Genomic DNA, 20,158 nt, shown 5'->3' with positions numbered 1-20,158 from the left:
GCGGCCACCCGCACCGCCCGCGCGGGTGACGTGTGAGGATGCCGGCATGCGTGCCGTGATCTTCGACGAGTTCGGTGCCCGGCCCGAGGTCCGCGAGGTCCCGGACCCGGTGGCGCCGCCGGACGGCGTGGTGGTCCGGGTCGAGGCGACCGGGTTGTGCCGCAGCGACTGGCACGGCTGGCAGGGGCACGACCCGGACATCCGCCCGCCGCACGTCCCCGGGCACGAGTTCGCGGGCGTGGTGGCGGCGGTCGGCGCGGACGTCCGCGGCCGTCGGCCCGGTGACCGGGTCACCGCGCCCTTCGTCTGCGCCTGCGGGCAGTGTCCCGCCTGCCTGGCCGGCGACCAGCAGGTCTGCGAGCGGCAGACGCAGCCCGGCTTCACCCACTGGGGTTCCTTCGCCGAGTACGTGGTGGTGCGGCACGCCGACGTCAACCTGGTCGGGCTCCCCGACGAGCTGGACCACCCGACCGCCGCGGCGCTCGGCTGCCGCTTCGCCACGGCGTTCCGGGCCGTGGTCGACCAGGGCCGGGTGGCGGCGGGCGAGTGGGTGGCGGTGCACGGCTGCGGCGGGGTGGGCCTGTCGGCCGTGATGATCGCGGCGGCCTGCGGGGCGCGGGTGGTGGCGGTCGACATCGCCCCGGGCGCGCTGGACCTCGCCCGGCGCTTCGGGGCGACGGTCTGCCTCGACGCCGGCGCGCTCACCGGGCCGGGCGCGGTGGCGGCGGCCGTCCGGGAGGCGACCGGCGGCGGAGCCCACCTCTCCCTCGACGCGCTGGGCAGTCACGCCACCTGCGTGGCGTCCGTCGAGAGCCTGCGCCGGCGCGGCCGGCACGTGCAGGTGGGCCTGCTCCCCGTCGCGCAGGGCCGCCCGGCGCTGCCGATGGAGCTGGTCATCGCGTACGAGCTGGAGCTGCGGGGCAGCCACGGCATGGCAGCGCACGCCTATCCGGGGCTGCTCCGGCTGGTCACGGCCGGGGTGCTGCGCCCCGGCGAGCTGATCACCCGCACCATCGGCCTCGACGCGGTGCCCGACGCGCTGACCACGATGGACGGACCCGCGGCCGGCGGGATGTGCCTCGTCGTGCCCCGCTGAACGCGCCGCGGACCGGTCCGGCCCCGAGGGGCGGACCGGTCCGCGGCCGGGCTCAGCCGACGGTCACCGAGACGGTCCGCACCGGCTGCTGGAGCTGGCCGTAGTTGTCGACGCCGCGGATGGACACCGTGTAGGTGCCCGCCGGGATCACCGGCGAGGTGTACGCGAAGTTCGACCCCGGAGAACCCGGGCTGGTGAGGAAGGACGCGATCCACGGGAAGTTGCCCGGGGTGCCCGGCGTGCTGAACGTGCCGGCCGCGCTCATCCCCTGTCCCGCGCTGTTGGAGATCTGGATGTCCACCCGCAGCATCCCGACGTCGTCGACAGCCCGGCCGGAGACCACGATCCGGCCGCCGGTGTAGACCTCGCCCTCCACCGGGGTGATGCTCGGCTCCAGCCGCGGGTCGAGGTCACCCGGGTAGACCAGGTACCGCGCGGTGGCGCCCGAGGTCGAGCCGTCCTGCTGGCCCGCCGTGTCGACGGCCCACGCCTCGACGCTGTACTCACCCTTGGTGGGCAGGTCGATCGACAGGGTGAACGCGGTGCTCGTCGCGCCCGGCGCGGCCAGCGTGGCGTTCACCGTGGCGAAGGCGGCGGCCATGGTGCCGTTCGGCTGGACGTACCGGCCGGTGTCCAGGTCGCGCAGCGCCACCCGGACGCTCTGCACGCCCTTGTCGTCGGTCGCCGTGCCGGACAGGTTCAGGTGCAACTGGTCGACGTTCTGGTCGACGCCGGTGAAGCTCAGCCGGCCGTCGGGGAACGCGTCACCGGGCACCTGGGCGGTGACGGTGAGCCGGCCCATGCTCGTGCCCGACGTGGTCAGGCCCAGGCTGTCGGTGGCCCGTACCCGGAAGTCGTAGACGCCCGGGGTGAGCGGCACGGTGGTGTAGGACCAGTTGTACGACGCGGCGTTGAGGTTGGTCGGGGAGATCCGGTAGTAGGCCGCCACCGAGTCGGCGCCCCACGTGCCGTCGGCGGCAAGCGCCTCCCGCGTGGTGTTGTTGCGCAGGTAGATCTCCACCGACCGGACGGCGTCGTCGTCCTGCGCGGTGCCGGCGAAGGTGATGGTGCCACCCGGCCCGACGGTGACCGGCGCGGCCGCGGTCGGCGGGGTCATCGCCACGGGCGCGGTGATGGCCACCGTCGGCGGGACACCGGTCGCCGAGACGGTCCAGTCCCGGGTGTCGCCGCGCAGGTCGCTCTGGCCGGCGGTGTCGATGGCGGTGGCGGTCATCTTCCACTGGCCCTCGATGGGCAGGGCCACCTCGAACTGCCAGGTGGTCGACAAGGCGCCGATCACGTCCGGCTCACCGCGGAAGGTGTTGTAGACCGGCGCCACCGTCCCGTCGTCCTGCAGATACCGGTTGTCGGGGGTGCGGAACGAGTAGGTCAGCGCGCTGACGCCCTTGTCGTCGGTGGCGGTGCCGGTGGCGACGAAGGTCTTCGTGGCGAGCAGCCCGCCGGGCGGGGAGTCGATCCGCGTCGACGGCGGCAGGTCGTCGAACCGGAACGTCTCGATCTTCTTGACCGCCTTCGTGGGGTCGCTGGTGCTGTTGCGGCCGAACGTCTTCGCCTGGATCTGGTAGACGCCGGAGGGCAGCGACACCGGGAGCGTCCACGTCGTCGAGGTGGCGTTCACCGCGGCCACCGTGGCGTTGATGCTGTTGGACGCGCCCCACGTCTTCAGGTCGTCCTGGAGGTACTGGCTGGTGTTCTTGTTCTGGATCTCGATCTGGACCCGGGTGACGCCGGCCGGTGCGAGCGCCTGGCCGCCGAGCGTGAACGACTCGTTGGCAGGCTTCACCGCGCCCTCGATGGGCGTGACGATCGTGGTGTCGACCGCCGACGGCGCCGGCACCGTGTTCAGGTCGAAGAAGCCGACCCGGCCGACGGTCTTGCCGCCCTTGACGTTGCCGTCGCCGCCGACGAGGAGACCGCGGGCGGTGGCCAGCATGGCCTTCTCGCCCTCGTACGAGTTGGAGCCGGGGTTCCACTCCAGCGCGGTGCCGGTCTTCGGGTCGAGCGCGCCGAGGTGGTCGCGGCGGACCACCTGGTCGCCGAGGCCGTAGCCGCTCAGGCCCTGGCCGGTGCCGTAGCCGACGTTGTCCAGACCGGGCCAGGGGACGTTCGACGTCGGCGACTCCTGCCAGCTGAAGTGGCCGCCGACGTACACGGCGGTGGCGGTGATGGCGACCGAGTAGACGCTGTCGAAGTGCCGCGACACCCAGAGCGGCTGGACGTTGTCGGCGCCGGTGAGCGGGTACGCGATGGCGGTGTCGTTGATCGGCGGGCGGTCGCCGCCCGAACCGCTGGTGACGACGAAGTAGGAGTCGTCCGGCGCGATGTCGCCGGCGAACACCCGCTGGATGCCCCCGACGAAGGAGAGGTTGTCCTCCCACAGCCGGGTACGCCACGGCAGCAGGGCCTTGGTGGCGGTGTTGATCAGGGCGACGCCGTAGCGGTCCTGGCCGGCGATCTGCCGGCCGGTGTGGACGACCAGCAGCTTGCTCCGGTCGTGGGTCAGCTTGAGCTGCTGCACGGTGAGCATGCCGCCGACGCCGATGCCGCCGGTGAGCGGCAGGTTGAAGCCGGTGTCCACGGCGCCGGTGGTCGGGTTGAGCGCGACCAGGCCGGGGCGGCTCACCCCGTTGACCGTGCTGAACTGGCCGCCCACGTAGACCGCGGTGCCGCTCACGGCCAGCGCGGTCGCGCGGGCGTTCGCGGTCGCGGTGAACGCCGCGATCGGCGCGCCGGTGGTCGGGTTGAGCTTCACGATCTTCCGCTTCGTGACGCCGCCGACCGTGTTGAAGGAGCCCGCGACGTAGAGCGCCGACCCGTCGGGCGACGCCTCGACGGCCTCGACGGATCCGTCGAACGTCGGCTTGAAGCCGGTGTCGACCTTCCCGGTGTCCAGGTTGTACGAGGCCAGCGACTTCTGGGCGATGGTCGCCCCGCCGACGTTGGCGATCGAGGTGAAGGTGCCGGCGATGAAGACCCGGTTGCCGATCACCTCCAGGTCCTTGATCTCGCCGTTGGTGATCCGCGGCGTGTCGGTACGCGGCGCCGTCGGCACCAGCCGGGTGTCCCCCGGCACCACCTGCGCGGCGGTGGCGACCGTGCGTGCCGCGCCGAGAGCGGCGCCGCCGCTCAGCGCCGCCACGCCGGTGCGCACGGTGCTGCCGGCGCCCGTGGCGCTAAGCTTCGTCGCCACGGTGCCCGCGACCGCCGGTACGCCCATCACCACGACGGCCCCGGCGACCAGACCCGCGACGGTGCGACTCCAGACCTGCATCCAGTCAACTCCCTGTGAACGCCCGAGACGGCACCACCGGGTCGGCCCCCGGCAACATCCACCCGCCCGCGTGCCGGACGTCACCGTAGAAGCCACGGTCTTCCCGCGGTACCGCGCCGCACCCGGATTCCTCCACACGGCCTCAATTCCGGCCGCACCGGCGGGCGCCACCACCGTGGGATCCAGCACCACTCCCCCGATCGGTTGGCGTGGCCCTGCTCACCGGGGTCCGGCTCGTCCGATCGGCGGATCGGTCCGGCGGGTGCGCCACGCACAATTCCCCTCCGAACTGCCGGAATTGCTCATTGGGAGCCGGTTATCCGAAACACCGCCAGTCGCCGCACTCACCACTTCGGGCACTGTCGCAAGAGGACACAGGAGTGGCACAGCCACATAGAGAGGTCATCGCCTCGTGCATCCGACCAAAATGCGCCGACGGGACATCCACGGCCCGGAGTCGGATTACCAACAGTGGCGCCCGCGGGCCGCGACAGGGCGGGTGACAGCACCGCCCGCGCCCGCCCGCGAAGGGCAGAACCGCTGGTGCAGAGCGGTATGGAGCCGCTGGAAGGGCGAGGCTTGGCCGGCGTCCGCAGTCGCCTAGGTTACCGCCGCCGAAAATATGGACGAACGTGCGAGGCCGTCGGCCGAACGCATCGACGGCCGTCCGATCCGGGGATCCCGCTGAAGATCACCGATGCCATGATGTGGACAGGAAATTCCTATCGAGGGATCTGCACCTGTCTTATGAAAACACTGATCACAAGGGTCGGCGCCGGCAATTTTCTGGCGGACGAGGCCCCTGCTCCGGCGTCCGCCGCCCAACGTCAGATGTGGCAGCTGAGCCGCCTCGACCCGGGAACGACCACCTACCTGGTGCCGCTGGCGTACCGGCTGCACGGCCCGCTGGACGTGGCGGCCCTCTCGGCGACCCTCGACGAACTGGTCGCCCGGCACGCCGCCCTGCGCACCACCCTCGCCGCGGACGGCCCGGCCGGAGCGCCGGGAGACGACGCGGCGGTGCGCCTGGTCCAGGTGGTCCACGAGGCGCGCCCGGGGCTCCTGCGGGTGCACGACCTGAGCGGGCTGCCCACCTGGCAGCGTGACCAGGAGTTGCAGGCCCGGATGCACGCCGAGGCGCACACCCCGATGGACCTGGAACGCGGCCCCGTGGTGCGCGCCCTGCTGCTGCGCTCCGCGCCGGAGGAGCACGTCCTCCTGCTGACCTTCCACCACGTCGCGGTCGACGAGTGGTCGCTCGGGCTCCTCCACGACGAGTGGGAACGGCTCTACGCCGCGCACCGGGCGGGGCGGCCCGCGCACCTCGACCCCGTCGACGCCGACCTCCGCGATCACGCGGTCCGGCAGCGGGACTGGCTCGCCGGCCCGGAGGCGGCCGCCCAGCTCGACCACTGGCGCACGGAGTTCACGGACGCGCCGGCCGTGCTGGAGCTGCCCACCCGTGGGCCGCGCCCCGCCGTGCCGTCCAGCGCGGGGGCCACCCTGTCGGAGCCGCTGGACGTCGACGCCGACGCGCTCGCGGCGCTGTGCCGGCGGATGGGCGCCTCCCCGTACATGGTCCTGCTGGCCGCACTGCACGTGCTGCTGGCGCGGTGGACCGGGCAGCGCGACATCGTGGTGGGCACGCCCGTCGCCAACCGGCGGCGGCCCGACACGCAGCGGCTCGTCGGGCTGCTGCTGAACACCGTCGCCGTCCGGGCGCGCCTCGATGACAACCCGTCGTTCGAGACGCTGCTCGGCCGGGTGCGCACCGCCGCTCTGGAGGGCCTGAGCCGGGAGGAGCTTCCCTTCGGGGCGGTGCTGGAGGCGCTGCGTCCGCCCCGCCGGCCCGGCTTCACCCCGCTGTTCCAGGTGATGTTCGTCTACGGCCGCGAGGCGACGCCCCCGCGCCTGGACGAGCTGGAGGTCACCCCGGTCGAGGTGCCGATCGACACCGCCAAGTTCGATCTCACCGTCTCGGTCCGGGAGAACGCCGACGGCCTGCGCACGGCACTGGAGTACCGCACCGACCTGTTCGACGCCGACGCCATGGCCCGCCTCGCCGGGCACTTCCAGACGCTGCTGCGGTCCCTGCTCGCCGACCCGGGCGCGCCGGTCGGCTCGGCCGCGCTGCTCACCCCCGACGAACACCGGCAGCTCGTCGGCGAGTGGAACCGCACCGCCACCCCCGCCGAGCCCGACGACCTGGTCCACCTGCTGATCGAGCGGCAGGCCCGGGAGACCCCGGCCGCCGTGGCGGTCACCGACGGCGACGCCGCGCTGAGCTACCAGGAACTTCACCACCGTGCCGAGGCGCTGGCGGAGACGCTGCGCGGGCGGGGCGTCGGCATCGGCAGCCTGGTGGGGGTGCTCCTGCCCCGCGCGGTCCCGTTCGCGGTGGCGGTCCTCGCCGTGCTGCGGACCGGCGCGGCCTACGTACCCATGGATCCGGCCAACCCGCCGGCCCGGCTGCGCTACCTGATCGCGGACGCCGCCGCCCCGGTCGTGCTCACCTGCGCCGAGCTGGCCCACCTGGCGCCCGACGGCACGGCGCTGCTGGTGCCGGGCCCCGACACGCCGGTCCCGGCCACCGAACCGGCTCCCGGTCGCGGGCCGCGGCGGCGCGCCCGCCGCCCCCGGCAGCCGTCGGCGGACGACCTGGCCTACGTCATCCACACCTCCGGCTCCACCGGGCGCCCCAAGGGCGTCATGGTCACCCACCGCGGCGCGTGCAACTACGTGCGCTGGGCGGCCCAGGCCTACCGGCTGCGTCCCGGCGACGTCGTTCCGCTGCACTCGTCGATCGGGTTCGACCTGACCGTGACGAGCCTGCTGGTCCCGCTGGTCAGCGGGGCCACCGTGCGGATGATCGGCGAGCACCTCGGCCCCGAGGCGCTGGGCGAGGCGCTACGCGAGCAGCGGACCCCGTTCGGGCTCGTCAAGATCACCCCGGCCCAGCTCGACCTGGTCCGCCACCAGCTGCGTCCCGCCGAGCTGGCCGGCCGCACCCGGTGTTTCGTGATCGGCGGTGAGAACCTGCGCGCCGACCAGGTGGCACCGTGGCGGGCCCACGCGCCCGGCACCGCGCTGGTCAACGAGTACGGGCCGACCGAGACCGTGGTGGGCTGCGCCGCGTACGAGGTCGACCCCGCCTCACCCGAGGACGGCTCCGTCCCGATCGGCCGGCCGATCGCCAACACCCAACTTTACGTGCTGGACCCGTGGCGGAACCCGGTCCCGGCGGGCGTGGTCGGCGAGCTGTACGTCGGCGGGGCCGGCGTGGCGCGCGGCTACCTGAACCAGCCGCGGTTGACGGCCGAGCGGTTCGTCCCGGACCCGTTCTCCGCCGTTCCCGGCGCGCGGCTCTACCGCACCGGCGACCTCGTCCGCCTGCGTCCCGACGGGCACCTCGAGTACCTCGGCCGCACCGACCGCCAGGTCAAGCTGCGCGGCTACCGGGTGGAGTGCGGCGAGATCGAGGCGGCCGTCCGCCGCTGCCGGCCGGAGCTGGACGTGACGGTGCAACTGCGGCGGGACGATCCCGACGACCCGCGGCTCGTCGCGTACGTCGCGGGCGGTGCGGAGATCGACGTCGCGGACCTGCGCGCCGCGCTCGCCGCCGACCTGCCGTCCTATCTGGTGCCCGCGGCCTTCGTCCGGCTCGACGCCTTGCCGCTGACCGGAAACGGCAAGGTGGACACCGCCGCGCTGCCCGCGCCCGGCCGCACGGCGGACCTGCCCCGGCAGCGGTCCGCACCCGCGCCCGAGCCGGCGGCCCCCGCACCGCCGGTGTTGCCCGCGCCCGGCCCGGTCGGGTGGGACGCGGCCCGGGTCCGCCTGGAGCGGCTGGTCGTCGAGGTGTGGCGCGACGTGCTCGGCGTCGACCAGGTCGGCGTGCGCGACACCTTCTTCGACCTCGGCGGCCACTCGATGCGGCTGCTGGCCGTCCTCGAACGGCTGCGCGACCGGCTCGGCGACGTCGTCACGGTCACCGACCTGTTCCGGCACCCCACGGTCGAGTCCCTGGCCACGTTCCTCACCACCGCCACCACCGGTGCGCCCGCGCCGGCCGCCGCGCCGGCCCCGATCGCCCGGCCCCGCGCCGGCACGCACACCGACACCGGTCAGCCGGGCGGCCTGATCGCCGTCGTCGGCATGGCCTGCCGCTTCCCCGGCGCGCGCACCGTCGACGAGTACTGGCACAACATCCGTACCGGGGTCGAGTCGGTCGAGGAGTTCAGTGTCGAGGAGATGCTCGCCGCCGGGGCGGACCCCGACCGGCTCGCCGACCCGGCGTACGTCCGGGCCGGCACCTGGCTGCCGGGGATCGACGAGTTCGACGCGGCCTTCTTCGGGATCACGCCCCGCGAGGCGCAGACCCTGGACCCGCAGCACCGGCTGCTGCTGGAGTGCGCCTGGCACGCGCTGGAGCACGCCGGCCACGACCCGGCCCGCCGGCCCGGCCGGGTCGGCCTCTTCGCCGGGTCGGGCCGCAGCTCCTACCTGCTCGACCACCTGAGCGGCCACCCGGAGCTGGCCGGCACCATCGGCGAGCACCAGCTCTCGATCAGCAACGACAAGGACTTCCTGCTCAGCCGGGTCGCCTACAAGCTCGACCTCACCGGCCCGGCGGTCACCGTGGCCACCGCCTGCTCGACCTCGCTGGTGGCCGTGCACCTCGGCCGGCAGAGCCTGCTGACCGGCGAGTCCGACCTGGTCCTGGCCGGCGGGGTCAGCATCTTCCCGGCGCAGCGCCGCGGCTACCTCTACCACGACGGCGGGATCTACTCCCCCGACGGGCACTGCCGCCCGTTCAGCGCGGACGCGCGCGGCAGCATCGAGTCCAGCGGGGTCGGCATCGTCGCGCTGAAGCGGCTGGAGGACGCGGTCGCGCACGGCGACACCGTCTACGCGGTGATCCGCGGTTCCGCGATCAACAACGACGGGGCACGCCGCACCGGCTACACGGCGCCGGGCGTCGCGGGCCAGGTCGAGGTGATCAGCAGCGCGCTGGCCACGGCCGGCGTGGATCCCCGCTCGGTGAGCTACGTCGAGGCCCACGGGACGGGCACCAGCCTCGGCGACCCGATCGAGGTGGCCGCGCTGACCGAGGCGTTCCGGCGTGGCACGGAAGACCGCGGCTTCTGCGCCCTCGGCTCGGTCAAGGCCAACATCGGGCACACCGACGCCGCCGCCGGGGTGGCCGGTCTCATCAAGACGGTCCTGGCGCTGCACAGCCGTACGCTGCCGCCGGCGATCAACGTGAGCGAGCCCAACCCGGCGATCGACTTCGCGGGCAGCCCGTTCTACCTCAACGACAGCGCCCGCCCGTGGACCGCCGACGGCCCGCTGCGGGCCGGGGTCAGCTCGTTCGGCATGGGCGGCACCAACGCCCACGTGGTGCTGGAGGAGCCGCCGGCCACACCGGTGCGACCGCCGGCCGAGCCGGCCGCGGGGCCGCACCTGCTGGTCGTGTCGGCCCGTACGCCGGAGTCGCTGGAGCGGCAGACCCACCAGCTCCGCGAATGGCTCGACGGGCGGCCCGAGGTGGACCTCGCCGACGTCGCGGCCGGCCTGGGCCGCCGCCAGTCGATGCCCCACCGGCGCTTCCTCGTCGCGGCGGACCGGGCCGACGCGCTCGCCGCCCTCGACGCGCCGCTGCGTCAGTTCACCGGCGTGCACCCCGGCGGCCGGCGGCCGCTCGTGTTCGCCTTTCCCGGCCACGGCGCGCAGCACGTGGCGATGGGCGCCGGCCTGTACCGGGCCGAGCCGACCTACCGGTCCGTGGTGGACGAGTGCGCCGAGCTGGTCCGCGACGACCTGGGACTGGACCTGCGCGCGGTGCTCTGCCCGGCGCCGGACGGTCACGCCGGGGCCGAGCGGCTGCTCGCGCAGCCCCGGCTGGTCCAGCCCGCGCTCTTCGTCACCGGGTACGCGCTCGCCCGGTCGCTGCTCGAGCGCAGCGTGACCCCGGACCTCATGGTGGGGCACAGCCTCGGCGAGTACGTCGCCGCCGCCCTGGCCGGCGTCTTCTCCCTGGCCGACGCGCTGCGCCTGGTCTGCGCCCGCGGGGCGCTGGTCGAGCGGACGCCCGCCGGGGCGATGCTCGCCGTCGGCCTGCCCGAGACCGCGGTGGCCGCGCTGCTGGACGACCGGGTGTCGCTGGCCGCCGTCAACGCCCCGGCGCTGTGCGTGCTCTCCGGCGACCCCGAGGCGATCGGGGCGCTGCGGGAGCGGATGACCGGCGACGGCGTCGACTGCCGGCCGCTGCGGGTCGCCCGCGGCTACCACTCCGCCCTGCTCGACCCGGTCCTCGACGAGTTCGCGGAGCACGCCGGCCGGGTCACCTTCCACGAGCCCGAGCGCCCCTACCTCAGCAACCTGACCGGTAGCCCGGTCACCCCTGGGCAGGTCACCGACCCGGCGTACTGGGTGCGGCACATGCGCGAGCCGGTGCGGTTCGCCGAGTCGGCGGCGCTCCTGGCCGAACAGGATGTGGTCCTCGCCGAGCTGGGCCCCGGGCACGCCCTCGGCGGCCTGGCCCGGCTGGCCGGCCTGCGCCCGGCCCAGGCCGTCGCGGCCATGCGGCATCCACGTGGCGACGCCGACGACCTCGCCACGCTGCTCGACGCGGTCGGCCGGCTGTGGCTGGCCGGCGCACCGGTCGACTGGACCCGGTTCCACGGCGGCGGGCGCCGCCGGCCGGCCCTGCCGGGCTACCCGTTCGAGCGGCACCGGTACTGGGTGGACGCCGCTCCGCGCTCCGGCGCGGCGACCGTCCCCGCGCCCGCCGCACCGGACGCGCCGGCCGCCCCCGAGCCGGTCGACGCCGGCAACCGGCCGGCCCTGAGCACCGCGTACGTCGCCCCGAGCACCCCCGCGCAGGAGAGCGTGGCGGAGATCTGGGCCGAACTGCTCGGCATCCGGCCGATCGGCGCGCACGACAACTTCTTCGAACTCGGCGGGCACTCGCTGCTCGCCACCCAGGTCGTGGTGCGGCTGCGGGCCCGGCTCGGCGTGGCGCTGCCGCTGGAGACGGTCTTCGCGCAGCCGACGGTCGCCGGGATCGCGGCGGCGCTGCCGGCGACCGTCGCCGCACCCGCCGCACCCGCCGTGGTCGAGCCGGCCCCCGCCGCGCCCGTGGAGCCGACCATCCCCCGCGCCGATCCCGGCGACGGACCGGCGCCGCTCTCCTCCGGCCAGCACCGGCTCTGGTTCCTCGACCAGGCGTACGCGCAGAACGCGTACGCGGTCAGCACCGCGCTGCTGCTGGACGGCGACCTCGACGTCGAGGCGCTGCGCGGCGCGCTGGCCGAGCTGGTCCGGCGGCACGAGTCGCTGCGTACCGTGTTCCCGCTCGGCCCCGACGGCGACCCGGTCCAGGAGGTCCGCCCGGCCGGCCCGGTCGACCTGCCGGTGCTGACCGCGCCGGACGACGCGGACGAGGCGGCGGCAGCGCGGAGCATCGTGGAGCCGGCGGTCGCCGACGCGCTGCCCGGGTGGGTCCACGCGGCGCTGGCCGCCGACGTCCGGCACCCGTTCGACCTGGCCTGCGGGCCGCTGTTCCGGGCCGTGCTGCTCCGGGTCGACGAGGACCGGCACGTGCTCTCGCTGACCATGCACCACAACGTCTCCGACGGGTGGTCGCTCGGCATCATCGCCGGCGAACTCGCCACGCTCTACGACGCCGCCCGCGCGGGCCGTCCCGCGCCGCTGCCCGACCTGACCGTCCAGTACGGCGACTACGCGCGCTGGCAGCGCGGCCGGCTGGCCGACCCGGACAACGACGACCTGCGCTGGTGGCGCCGGCAGCTCGACGGGGTGGCGAGCGTGCTGGAGGTGCCCACCGACCGGCCCCGGCCGCCGGTGCAGACCTTCGACGGCGCGGTCAGCACCCGGCTCCTGCCCCCGCAGACCGCCGACGAGCTGCGCCGGTTCAGCCAGGCCCGGGGCGCCACCCTGGCCATGACCGTGCTGGCGGCGCTGAAGGCCCTGCTCTGGCGCTACACCGGCCAGCGCGACATCTGCGTCGGCACGCCGGTCGCCGGGCGGGTCCGCGCCGAACTCGAACCGATGGTCGGCTTCTTCGTCAACATGCTGCCGCTGCGCACCGTGCTCGACGGCGACTGGACCTTCGCGGAGTTGCTCGGCGAGGTGCGGCGCACGGCGCTGGGGGCGTACGACCACCAGGAGGTGCCGTTCGAGCGGCTCGTGGACCTGGTCGACGCGCCCCGCGACCTCAGCCGGAACCCGCTGTTCCAGGTGATGTTCAACCTGCTCAACGTGCCCGAGCAGCGGGAGCTGGGCACGGCCGGGCTGCGGATGGTCCCGTTCGCCGTCGAGCCGGGCATCGCCCAGCAGGACCTGGCGCTGTACGCGTACGAGGTGGACGAGGGGCTGCGGTTCCGGCTGGAGTACAACACCGCGCTGTTCGACGCCGGGACCGCCGAGCGGATGATGGGGCACCTGGAGACGCTGCTGGCCGCGGCTGTCGCCGACCCCGGCGTCCGGCTGGCGGACCTGGCCGTGCTCACCGCCGCCGAGCGGGACCGGTTCTCCGGCTGGAACGACACCGCCACCGAGCCGGGCTGGCCGGTGCCGGGCCGGCCGACCCTGGTCGACCTCATCGCCCACCAGGTCGCGACGCGGCCCGACCGGCCCGCCGTGACCTTCGGGGCGACCACGCTCAGCTACGCCGAGCTGAACGCCCGGGCCAACCGGCTCGCGCACCGGCTCCGCCGGTCCGGCGTCGGCCCGGACGTCACGGTGGCCGTCTGCCTGCACCGCTCGGAGGAGCTTCCGGTCACCCTGCTCGGCGTGCTCAAGGCCGGCGGCGCGTACGTGCCGGTGGATCCCGACTACCCGGCCGAGCGGCAGCGGTACGTGCTGGCGCACAGCGACGCCCGGGTGCTGGTCACCGAGGAGGGCCTGGCCGACCGGTTCGCCGGTTTCGCGGGCGAGGTGGTGTGCGGCGGTGCGGCGGTGGACGCCGAGCCGGCGACCGACCCCGTGGTGTCGGCCGGCCCGGACGACCTCGCGTACGTCATCTACACGTCCGGCTCGACGGGCCGCCCCAAGGGGGTTCGGGTGAGCCACGGCGCGGTGGTGAACACCCTCGCCACCATGCGCGAGCGGCCGGGCCTGACCGGCGACGGCACCATGCTCGCGATGGCGAGCTTCGCCTTCGACATGTCGGTGCCGGAGCTGTTCCTGCCCCTGGTGGTCGGTGCCCGGATGCTGCTGGTGGGCCGCGACGTCGCCTACGACGCGCCCCGGCTGGCCGAGCTGCTGGCCGCGGAGGGGGTCACCCTGGCCCAGGGCACCCCGGCGACCTGGCGGCTGCTCATCGAGGCCGGCTGGACCGGCGCGCCCGGCCTGACCGCCGTGTGCGGCGGCGAGGCGGTGTCCGCGCCGCTGGCCCGGCAACTGGCCGAGCGGGTGGACGCGCTGTGGAACCTCTACGGCCCGACCGAGGCGGCCGTCTGGTGCAGCATGGACCGGATCGAGCCGGGCTTCACCCGGCTCACCATCGGCCGCCCGATCGGCAACATGCGGGTGCACGTGCTCGACGCGCGGCTCTCCCCCACTCCGGTGGGTGTGCTGGGTGAGCTGTACCTGGGCGGCGCCGGGCTGGCCCGCGACTACCACGGCGACGCGGCGCTGACCGCGCAGCGGTTCGTGCCGGACCCGGACGGCGGCGGCCGGCTCTACCGCACCGGCGACCTCGGCCGGCGCCTGGCCGACGGCCGCATCGAGTTCGTCGGCCGCGGCGACTCGCAGGTCAAGGTGCGCGGTTTCCGCATCGAACTCGGTGAGATCGAGGCGGTGCTACGCCGCCACGAGTCGATCCGTGATGCCGCCGTCGTGGTCCGCGAGGACGGCGGCGAGAAGTCGATCGTGGCCTACCTGACGCTGACCGGGCCTGGCGGCGACGCCGACCCGGACGGGGCGGAGGTCACCGCGGACTTCGACGCCGACCCGGCGCCGTGGCGGGCCTTCGCCCGCACCTTCCTGCCGGACTACATGGTGCCGTCGGCGTTCGTGGTGCTCGACCGGATGCCGCTCAACGCCAACCGCAAGGTCGACCGGTCGGCCCTGCCCGCGCCCCGCCGTGGCGGCGCCGCCGTCGGCGCCACCCCGCCGGACACCCCGCTGCGCAGGGCTCTCGCCGAGCGGTGGGCGACGGTGCTCGGGTACGACAGCGTCGGCATCGACGACGACTTCTTCGACCTCGGCGGCGACTCCTTCAAGGCCATCAAGGCCCTGGCCGGCAGCGAGCCGGCGATCAGCGTCCTCGACCTGTTCCGCCACCCGACGATCCGGGGGCTGACCGAGCACCTGGCCGCGACCGGGGGTTCCGTCGGGCGCCTGCTGCACGAGCTGACCCCGGCCCGGCCAGGCACTCCGACGACGCTCACGCTGGTCTGCGTACCGTTCGGCGGCGGCAGCGCCATCACGTTCCAGCCCCTCGCCGACGCCCTCCCGCCCGGTGTCTCGCTGTACGCCCTGGAGCGCCCCGGCCACGACGTGAACCGCCCGGACGAGCCCCTGCTCGACCTGGACGAGCTGGTCGACGGCTGCGTCGCCGAGGTGGTCGAGAAGATCACCGGCCCGGTGGCGGTGTACGGGCACTGCGTGGGCGGCGCGGAGGCGGTCGAGCTGGCCCGCCGGCTGGAGGCGGCCGGCGTCGACGTGACCGGCGTGGTCATCGGCGCCCACTTCCCCGCCCCGCGGCTGCCCGGCCGGGTGTTCGGCTGGCTGCGACGGTGGTTCCCGGTGGAGCGCTGGACGTCGAAACGGCGCACGCTGGAGTCGCTGCGCGCCATGGGCTTCTTCACCGAGGTCTTCGACGAGAACGAGAAGGACTTCGTGATGCGCGTGGTCCTGTCCGACTCGGCGAAGGGCGAGGACTACTACACCGCCGTCTACGCCGAGGGCCTGCCCCGGAAGCTGTCGGCGCCGCTGGTCAGCGTCGTGGGCAGCGGCGACCGCGCCACGGAGCTGTACCAGGAGCGGTACCTGGAGTGGGAGTTCTTCGCCGACCGGGTGTCGCTGGAGGTCATCGAGGGCGCCGGCCACTACTTCGCCAAGCACCAGCCCGCCGAACTGGCGGACATCATCCTGGCGCACTGCGCCGCGCCCCCCGCGGAGCGGGCGGCCGAGCCCGAGCCCACGCCCGCGTCCGAGCCCGTGCCGCCGCGCGAGCAGCCGGCGGCCCCGCGGCGCGCCATGCCGAGCCTCGCGGTGTTCTACCTCATCGCGATCGGGCAGCTCGTCTCGCTCATCGGCAGCGGGCTCACCGGTTTCGGCATGAGCCTCTGGGTCTACCAGCGGACCGGATCGGTGTCGCTGTTCGCCACGGCCACCGTGCTGGCGCTGCTGCCCGCCGTGGTCCTCTCCCCCGTCGCCGGCGCGCTCGCCGACCGGTGGGACCGAAGACGCATCATGATCCTCGCGGACAGCCTGGCCGCCACCGGCACGGTGAGCCTCGCACTGCTGCTGTGGCTCGGTCAGCTCCAGCTCTGGCAGGTGTTCACGGCGATCACCGTCACGGCGGTGGCCACCGCCTTCCAGCAACCCGCCTACCTGGCGGCCGTCACGCAACTGGTGCCGAAGCGGTACTACGGGCGGGCCAACGGCATCGTCTCTCTCGGCACGGCCACCAGCACCGTACTGGCGCCGCTGGTCGGCGGCGCGCTGGTGATCGCGGTCGGGCTGCGCGGGATCGTCGTCATCGACCTGCTCACCTTCGCCGTCGCGGTGCTCGTCACCCTGTCGGTCCGCTTCCCGGACACCCTCTTCGTCAAGCGGGAGGAACCGTTCCGGCGGGAGGTCCTCGGCGGCTGGCGGTTCATCGTCCGCCGGCACGGCCTGGTCGCGCTGGTGGTACTGGTCGCGTCGCTGAACTACTTCTTCGCCATGGTCGAGGTGCTGGTCACCCCGCTGACCCTGTCCTTCGGCGATCCGGCGGTGCTCGGCCGGGTGCTCGCCGCCAGCGGCGTGGGCATGCTCGTCGGCTCGGTGCTCATGGGCGTGTGGGGCGGCACGGCCCGGCGTACCACGGGCATCCTGGCCAGCGTCCTGCTGCTGGGCGTCTCGCTGCTCACCGTCGGCCTGCACCCCAGCCCGCTGTTTCCCGCGCTCGGCCTGTTCGGCATGGGCCTGGCCACCGCGCTCGTGAACACCCACTGGCTCGCCATCGTGCAGGCCAAGGTCGGGCTCGAACTCCAGGGCCGGGTGCTGTCCATGGGGCAGATGCTGTCCTGGCTCATGGTGCCGGCCGGTTTCCTCAGCGCCGGCCCGCTCGCCGAGCACGTCTTCGCCCCGCTGGCCGCCCCCGGCGGGGTGCTGGCCGGCGTCGTCGGCACCGGACCGGGACGCGGCATGGCCCTCGCGGCGATCGTGGCCGGCCTGTGCGCGCTGGCCCTGGCCGCCGCGGGCATCGCCTACCGGCCGATCCGGGACGTGGAGGACGAACTGCCCGACAACGACCCCGGCACGATCATCCTGGCCGACAAGGACCGGCTCCAGGAGGAGGCCGACCGGCGGCTCGCGCTGCTCCGGAGTGGAGGGTCTTCCCGGTGAGCGCCCCCACCCGACCCACCGGCCCGACGCGCCGGAGCACCGGCCGGCGCGCGAACGACGGCCCGGCCCCCGTGGACTGCCTGCATCGGATGGTGGCCGCGCAGGCCGCCCGCACCCCGGACGCCGAGGCGGTCCGGCACGGCGACCGGGCGCTGACCTACCGGGAGCTGGACGAGGCGGCGAACCGGCTGGCCCGGCTGCTGCTGCGGCGCGGGGTGACCCGGGCGGACCGGGTGGGCGTCTGCCTGCCGCGGACTCCCGAGCTGGTGGTCGCCCTGCTCGCCGTGCTCCGGGCCGGCGCCGCCTACGTCCCGCTGGACCCGGCGTACCCGCCGGCCCGGGTGGCCTTCATGACCGCCGACTCCGGGGTCCGGCTGGTGCTGACCCGCGCCGACCTGGCCGGCCGGTTCCCCGGCACGGCGGTCGCGGTCGACCGGCTCGACCCGGCCGGGGACGCGACCGATCCGGCCGTGCCGGCCACGCCGACGGATCTGGCGTACGTCATCTACACCTCGGGCTCCACCGGGCGGCCCAAGGGCGTGGCCATCGAGCACCGGTCGGCGTCGGTGCTCATGCACTGGGTGCGGCAGACCTTCGACGACACCGAACTGGGCGGCCTGCTCGCCGCCACCTCGGTCTGCTTTGACCTGTCGGTCTTCGAGATCTTCGGCCCGCTGTGCTGGGGCGGCCGGGTGCTGCTGGTCGACGACGTGCTGGCGCTCGCCGCCCCCGGCGCGGAGGCGCTGCCGGTCACCCTGGTCAACACCGTGCCGTCGGCCATGGGAGAACTGCTCACCGCGTCGGCCCTGCCGGCGAGCGTGCGTACCGTCTGCCTGGCCGGCGAGCCGCTGACCGCCGCGCTGGCCGCCCGGGTCTGGTCCCGCCCGCACGTCCGCCGGCTGCTCAACCTCTACGGCCCGTCGGAGGACACCACCTACTCCACCTGGGCGGAGGTGCCACCGGACAGCGGGGACCCGCCGATCGGCCGGCCCCTGCCGCAGACCCGCGCCTACGTCCTCGACCCGGCCGGGCAGCCGGTCCCGCCCGGCGAGCCGGGCGAGCTGCACCTGGCCGGGGCGGGGCTGGCCCGGGGGTATCTCGACCGGCCGGAGGAGACCCGTGCCCGGTTCCTGCCCGACCCGTTCCGGCCCGGCGAGCGGATGTACCGCACTGGCGACCGGGTCCGGCTGCGGCCGGACGGGCAGCTCGCGTACCTGGGCCGGCTCGACGACCAGGTGAAGCTGCGGGGCTACCGGATCGAGCTGGGCGAGGTGGCGGCGCGCCTCGCCGCGCTGCCCGGCGTACGCGAGGCGACCGCCGCCGTGCGGCCCGGGCCGAGCGGGGACCCCTTGCTGGTCGGCTACCTGGTGGGCGAGCGGCGCGACGACGTCCGCGCCCGGCTGGCCGAGGCGCTGCCCGCCCCGCTGGTCCCCGCGGCCGTGGTCTGGCTGGACCGGCTGCCGACCCTGCCCAACGGCAAGGTGGACCGCTCGGCCCTGCCCGCGCCCACCCTCGGCGACGACGGCCGCGCACCCGCCGACCTCGACGGCACGGCCGGCACGGTGGCCGCGGTGTGGCGTGAGCTGCTCGGGGTGCCGGTGACCGGCGCCGACGGCGACTTCCTCGCCCTCGGCGGGGACTCGCTGCTCGCGGTCCGCTGCGCCACCCGGCTGGCCGCCGCCACCGGCCGGCCGGTGCGACCGGGCGACCTCTTCGCCCACCCGACCGTGGCCGCGCTGGCCACCCACCTCGACGGGCTGGCCGCCGTCCCGGAGCCGGTCGCCGAGCCGGTCGGCCCGGCGCCGGCCGGTCCCGCGCCGCTCGCCGCCGCGCAGACCCGGCTGTGGTTCCTGCACCGCCTCGACCCGGCCGACACCTCCTACCTGCTGGCCTTCGCGGTCCGGTTCGACACGCCGCTGGACCCGGACCGGCTGGCCCGGGCGCTGGGCCGGGTGGTGGACCGGCATCCGGCGCTGCGCACGGTCTTCCCCTCCGGCCCGGACGGGCCGGTGCAGCACGTCCGCCCCGCCGGCGACGCCGCGCCGACCGTGGCGCCGGCCGATCCGGGCACGCCGCTCGACGCCCGGCTCCACCGGCTCGCCGCCGAGGCCACCCGGACGCCCATGGACCTGGCCGCCGGTCCGCTGCTCCGGGCCCGGCTGGTGCCGGACGGCGCCGGCCGGGCGCTGGCGCTGCTGCTGGTCGTCCATCACATCGTCTGCGACGACTGGTCGTTCGGCGTGCTCGTGCGGGACCTGGCCCGGGCGTACGACGCCGAGGGCGAGCCGGGGGCGGCGCCCGAGCGGCCCGTGGTCGGCCCGGCGGCGTTCGCCCTGGCCCAGCGGGACTGGCTCGCCGGGCCGGCGGGGCGGCGGGCGGTGGCCGAGGTGCTGGACGAGCTGCGCGACGCCCCCGACCTGCTCGACCTGCCCGCCGCCCCACCCCGGCGCGGCTGGACCGCTCCGGCCACTCCGCACCCGCCGTCCCCCGCCGCCCGATCCGGCGACGGTCGGCCCGGCGGCGCCGCGCTGCGGACCACCGTGGACGCCGGCACCGCCCGGGCCGCCCGCGAGCTGGCCCGGGCGGGGCGGGCCAGCCTGCACATGGTCGGGCTGGCCGCGTTCGCCACGCTGCTCGGCGCCGCCACCGGCCGGCGCGAGCTGCTCGTCGGCGTCGCCTTCGCCGGCCGCACCAGCGTCGCCGCCGAGCAGAGCGTCGGCTGCCACGTCAACACGCTGCCGCTGCGGCTGCGGCCCACGCCCGACCGCGGCTTCGCCGACCTGCTGGCCGAGGCCCGCCGGGTCACCCTGTTCGCCGCCGCCCACCAGGACGTCCCCTTCGACCTGCTGGTGGAACGGCTGCGGCCCACCCGCCGGCCGCGGCGCAACCCGCTCGTCCAGGTCGCCTTCGGGGTGCAGAACGCCCCGCCGGCCCGGCACCACGGCGCCGCCGGGGTCGAGTTCACCGGTGTGGAACTCACCCCGGACACCGCCCGGCTCGACCTCACCCTGTGGCTCGACGAGCGGCGGGACGGGCTGGCGGCGCTCTGGACCTACCGCACCGACCTGTTCGACCACGACGGCGTGGTCGCGTGGCACCGCCGGTTCGGCGCGGTGCTGCGGACCGCCGCCGCCGACCCCCGGCGCAGTCTCGCCGACTGCGTCGACACCGCTGGAGAGTGAGAG

4 protein-coding genes are annotated in these 20,158 nt (G+C 75.1%); 3 read left to right on the top strand and 1 reads right to left on the bottom strand.

The window, feature by feature from the left end; all coding sequences use genetic code 11:
- Window positions 1-46 precede the first annotated feature (46 nt).
- Window positions 47-1,096 (top strand): zinc-dependent alcohol dehydrogenase family protein, encoded by a 1,050-nt coding sequence (locus ABZW14_RS23175; protein ID WP_355350090.1) that lies wholly within the window; start codon window positions 47-49, stop codon window positions 1,094-1,096.
- A 52-nt stretch (window positions 1,097-1,148) separates the two neighbouring features.
- Here ABZW14_RS23175 and ABZW14_RS23170 read toward each other — a convergent pair whose 3' ends face one another.
- Entirely contained in the window at window positions 1,149-4,388 is a 3,240-nt protein-coding gene (locus ABZW14_RS23170; RefSeq protein WP_355350087.1) for a hypothetical protein, read from the bottom strand.
- A 555-nt stretch (window positions 4,389-4,943) separates the two neighbouring features.
- On the opposite strand from ABZW14_RS23170, the gene ABZW14_RS23165 reads away from it, so the two are divergent.
- Window positions 4,944-16,973 (top strand): amino acid adenylation domain-containing protein, encoded by a 12,030-nt coding sequence (locus ABZW14_RS23165; RefSeq protein ID WP_355350084.1) that lies wholly within the window; start codon window positions 4,944-4,946, stop codon window positions 16,971-16,973.
- Window positions 16,970-20,155 carry an amino acid adenylation domain-containing protein gene (locus tag ABZW14_RS23160; RefSeq protein WP_355350081.1) on the top strand — a complete coding sequence of 1,062 codons (3,186 nt, stop codon included), beginning with the start codon at window positions 16,970-16,972 and terminating at the stop codon, window positions 20,153-20,155. Before ABZW14_RS23165 ends, ABZW14_RS23160 begins: the two co-directional genes overlap by 4 nt.
- Window positions 20,156-20,158: the final 3 nt, after the last annotated feature.

The organism is Micromonospora sp. NPDC004551 (assembly GCF_040609975.1).
In the GTDB taxonomy this organism is placed as follows: domain Bacteria; phylum Actinomycetota; class Actinomycetes; order Mycobacteriales; family Micromonosporaceae; genus Micromonospora.
This window is presented reverse-complemented; position numbering and strand designations above follow the sequence as displayed.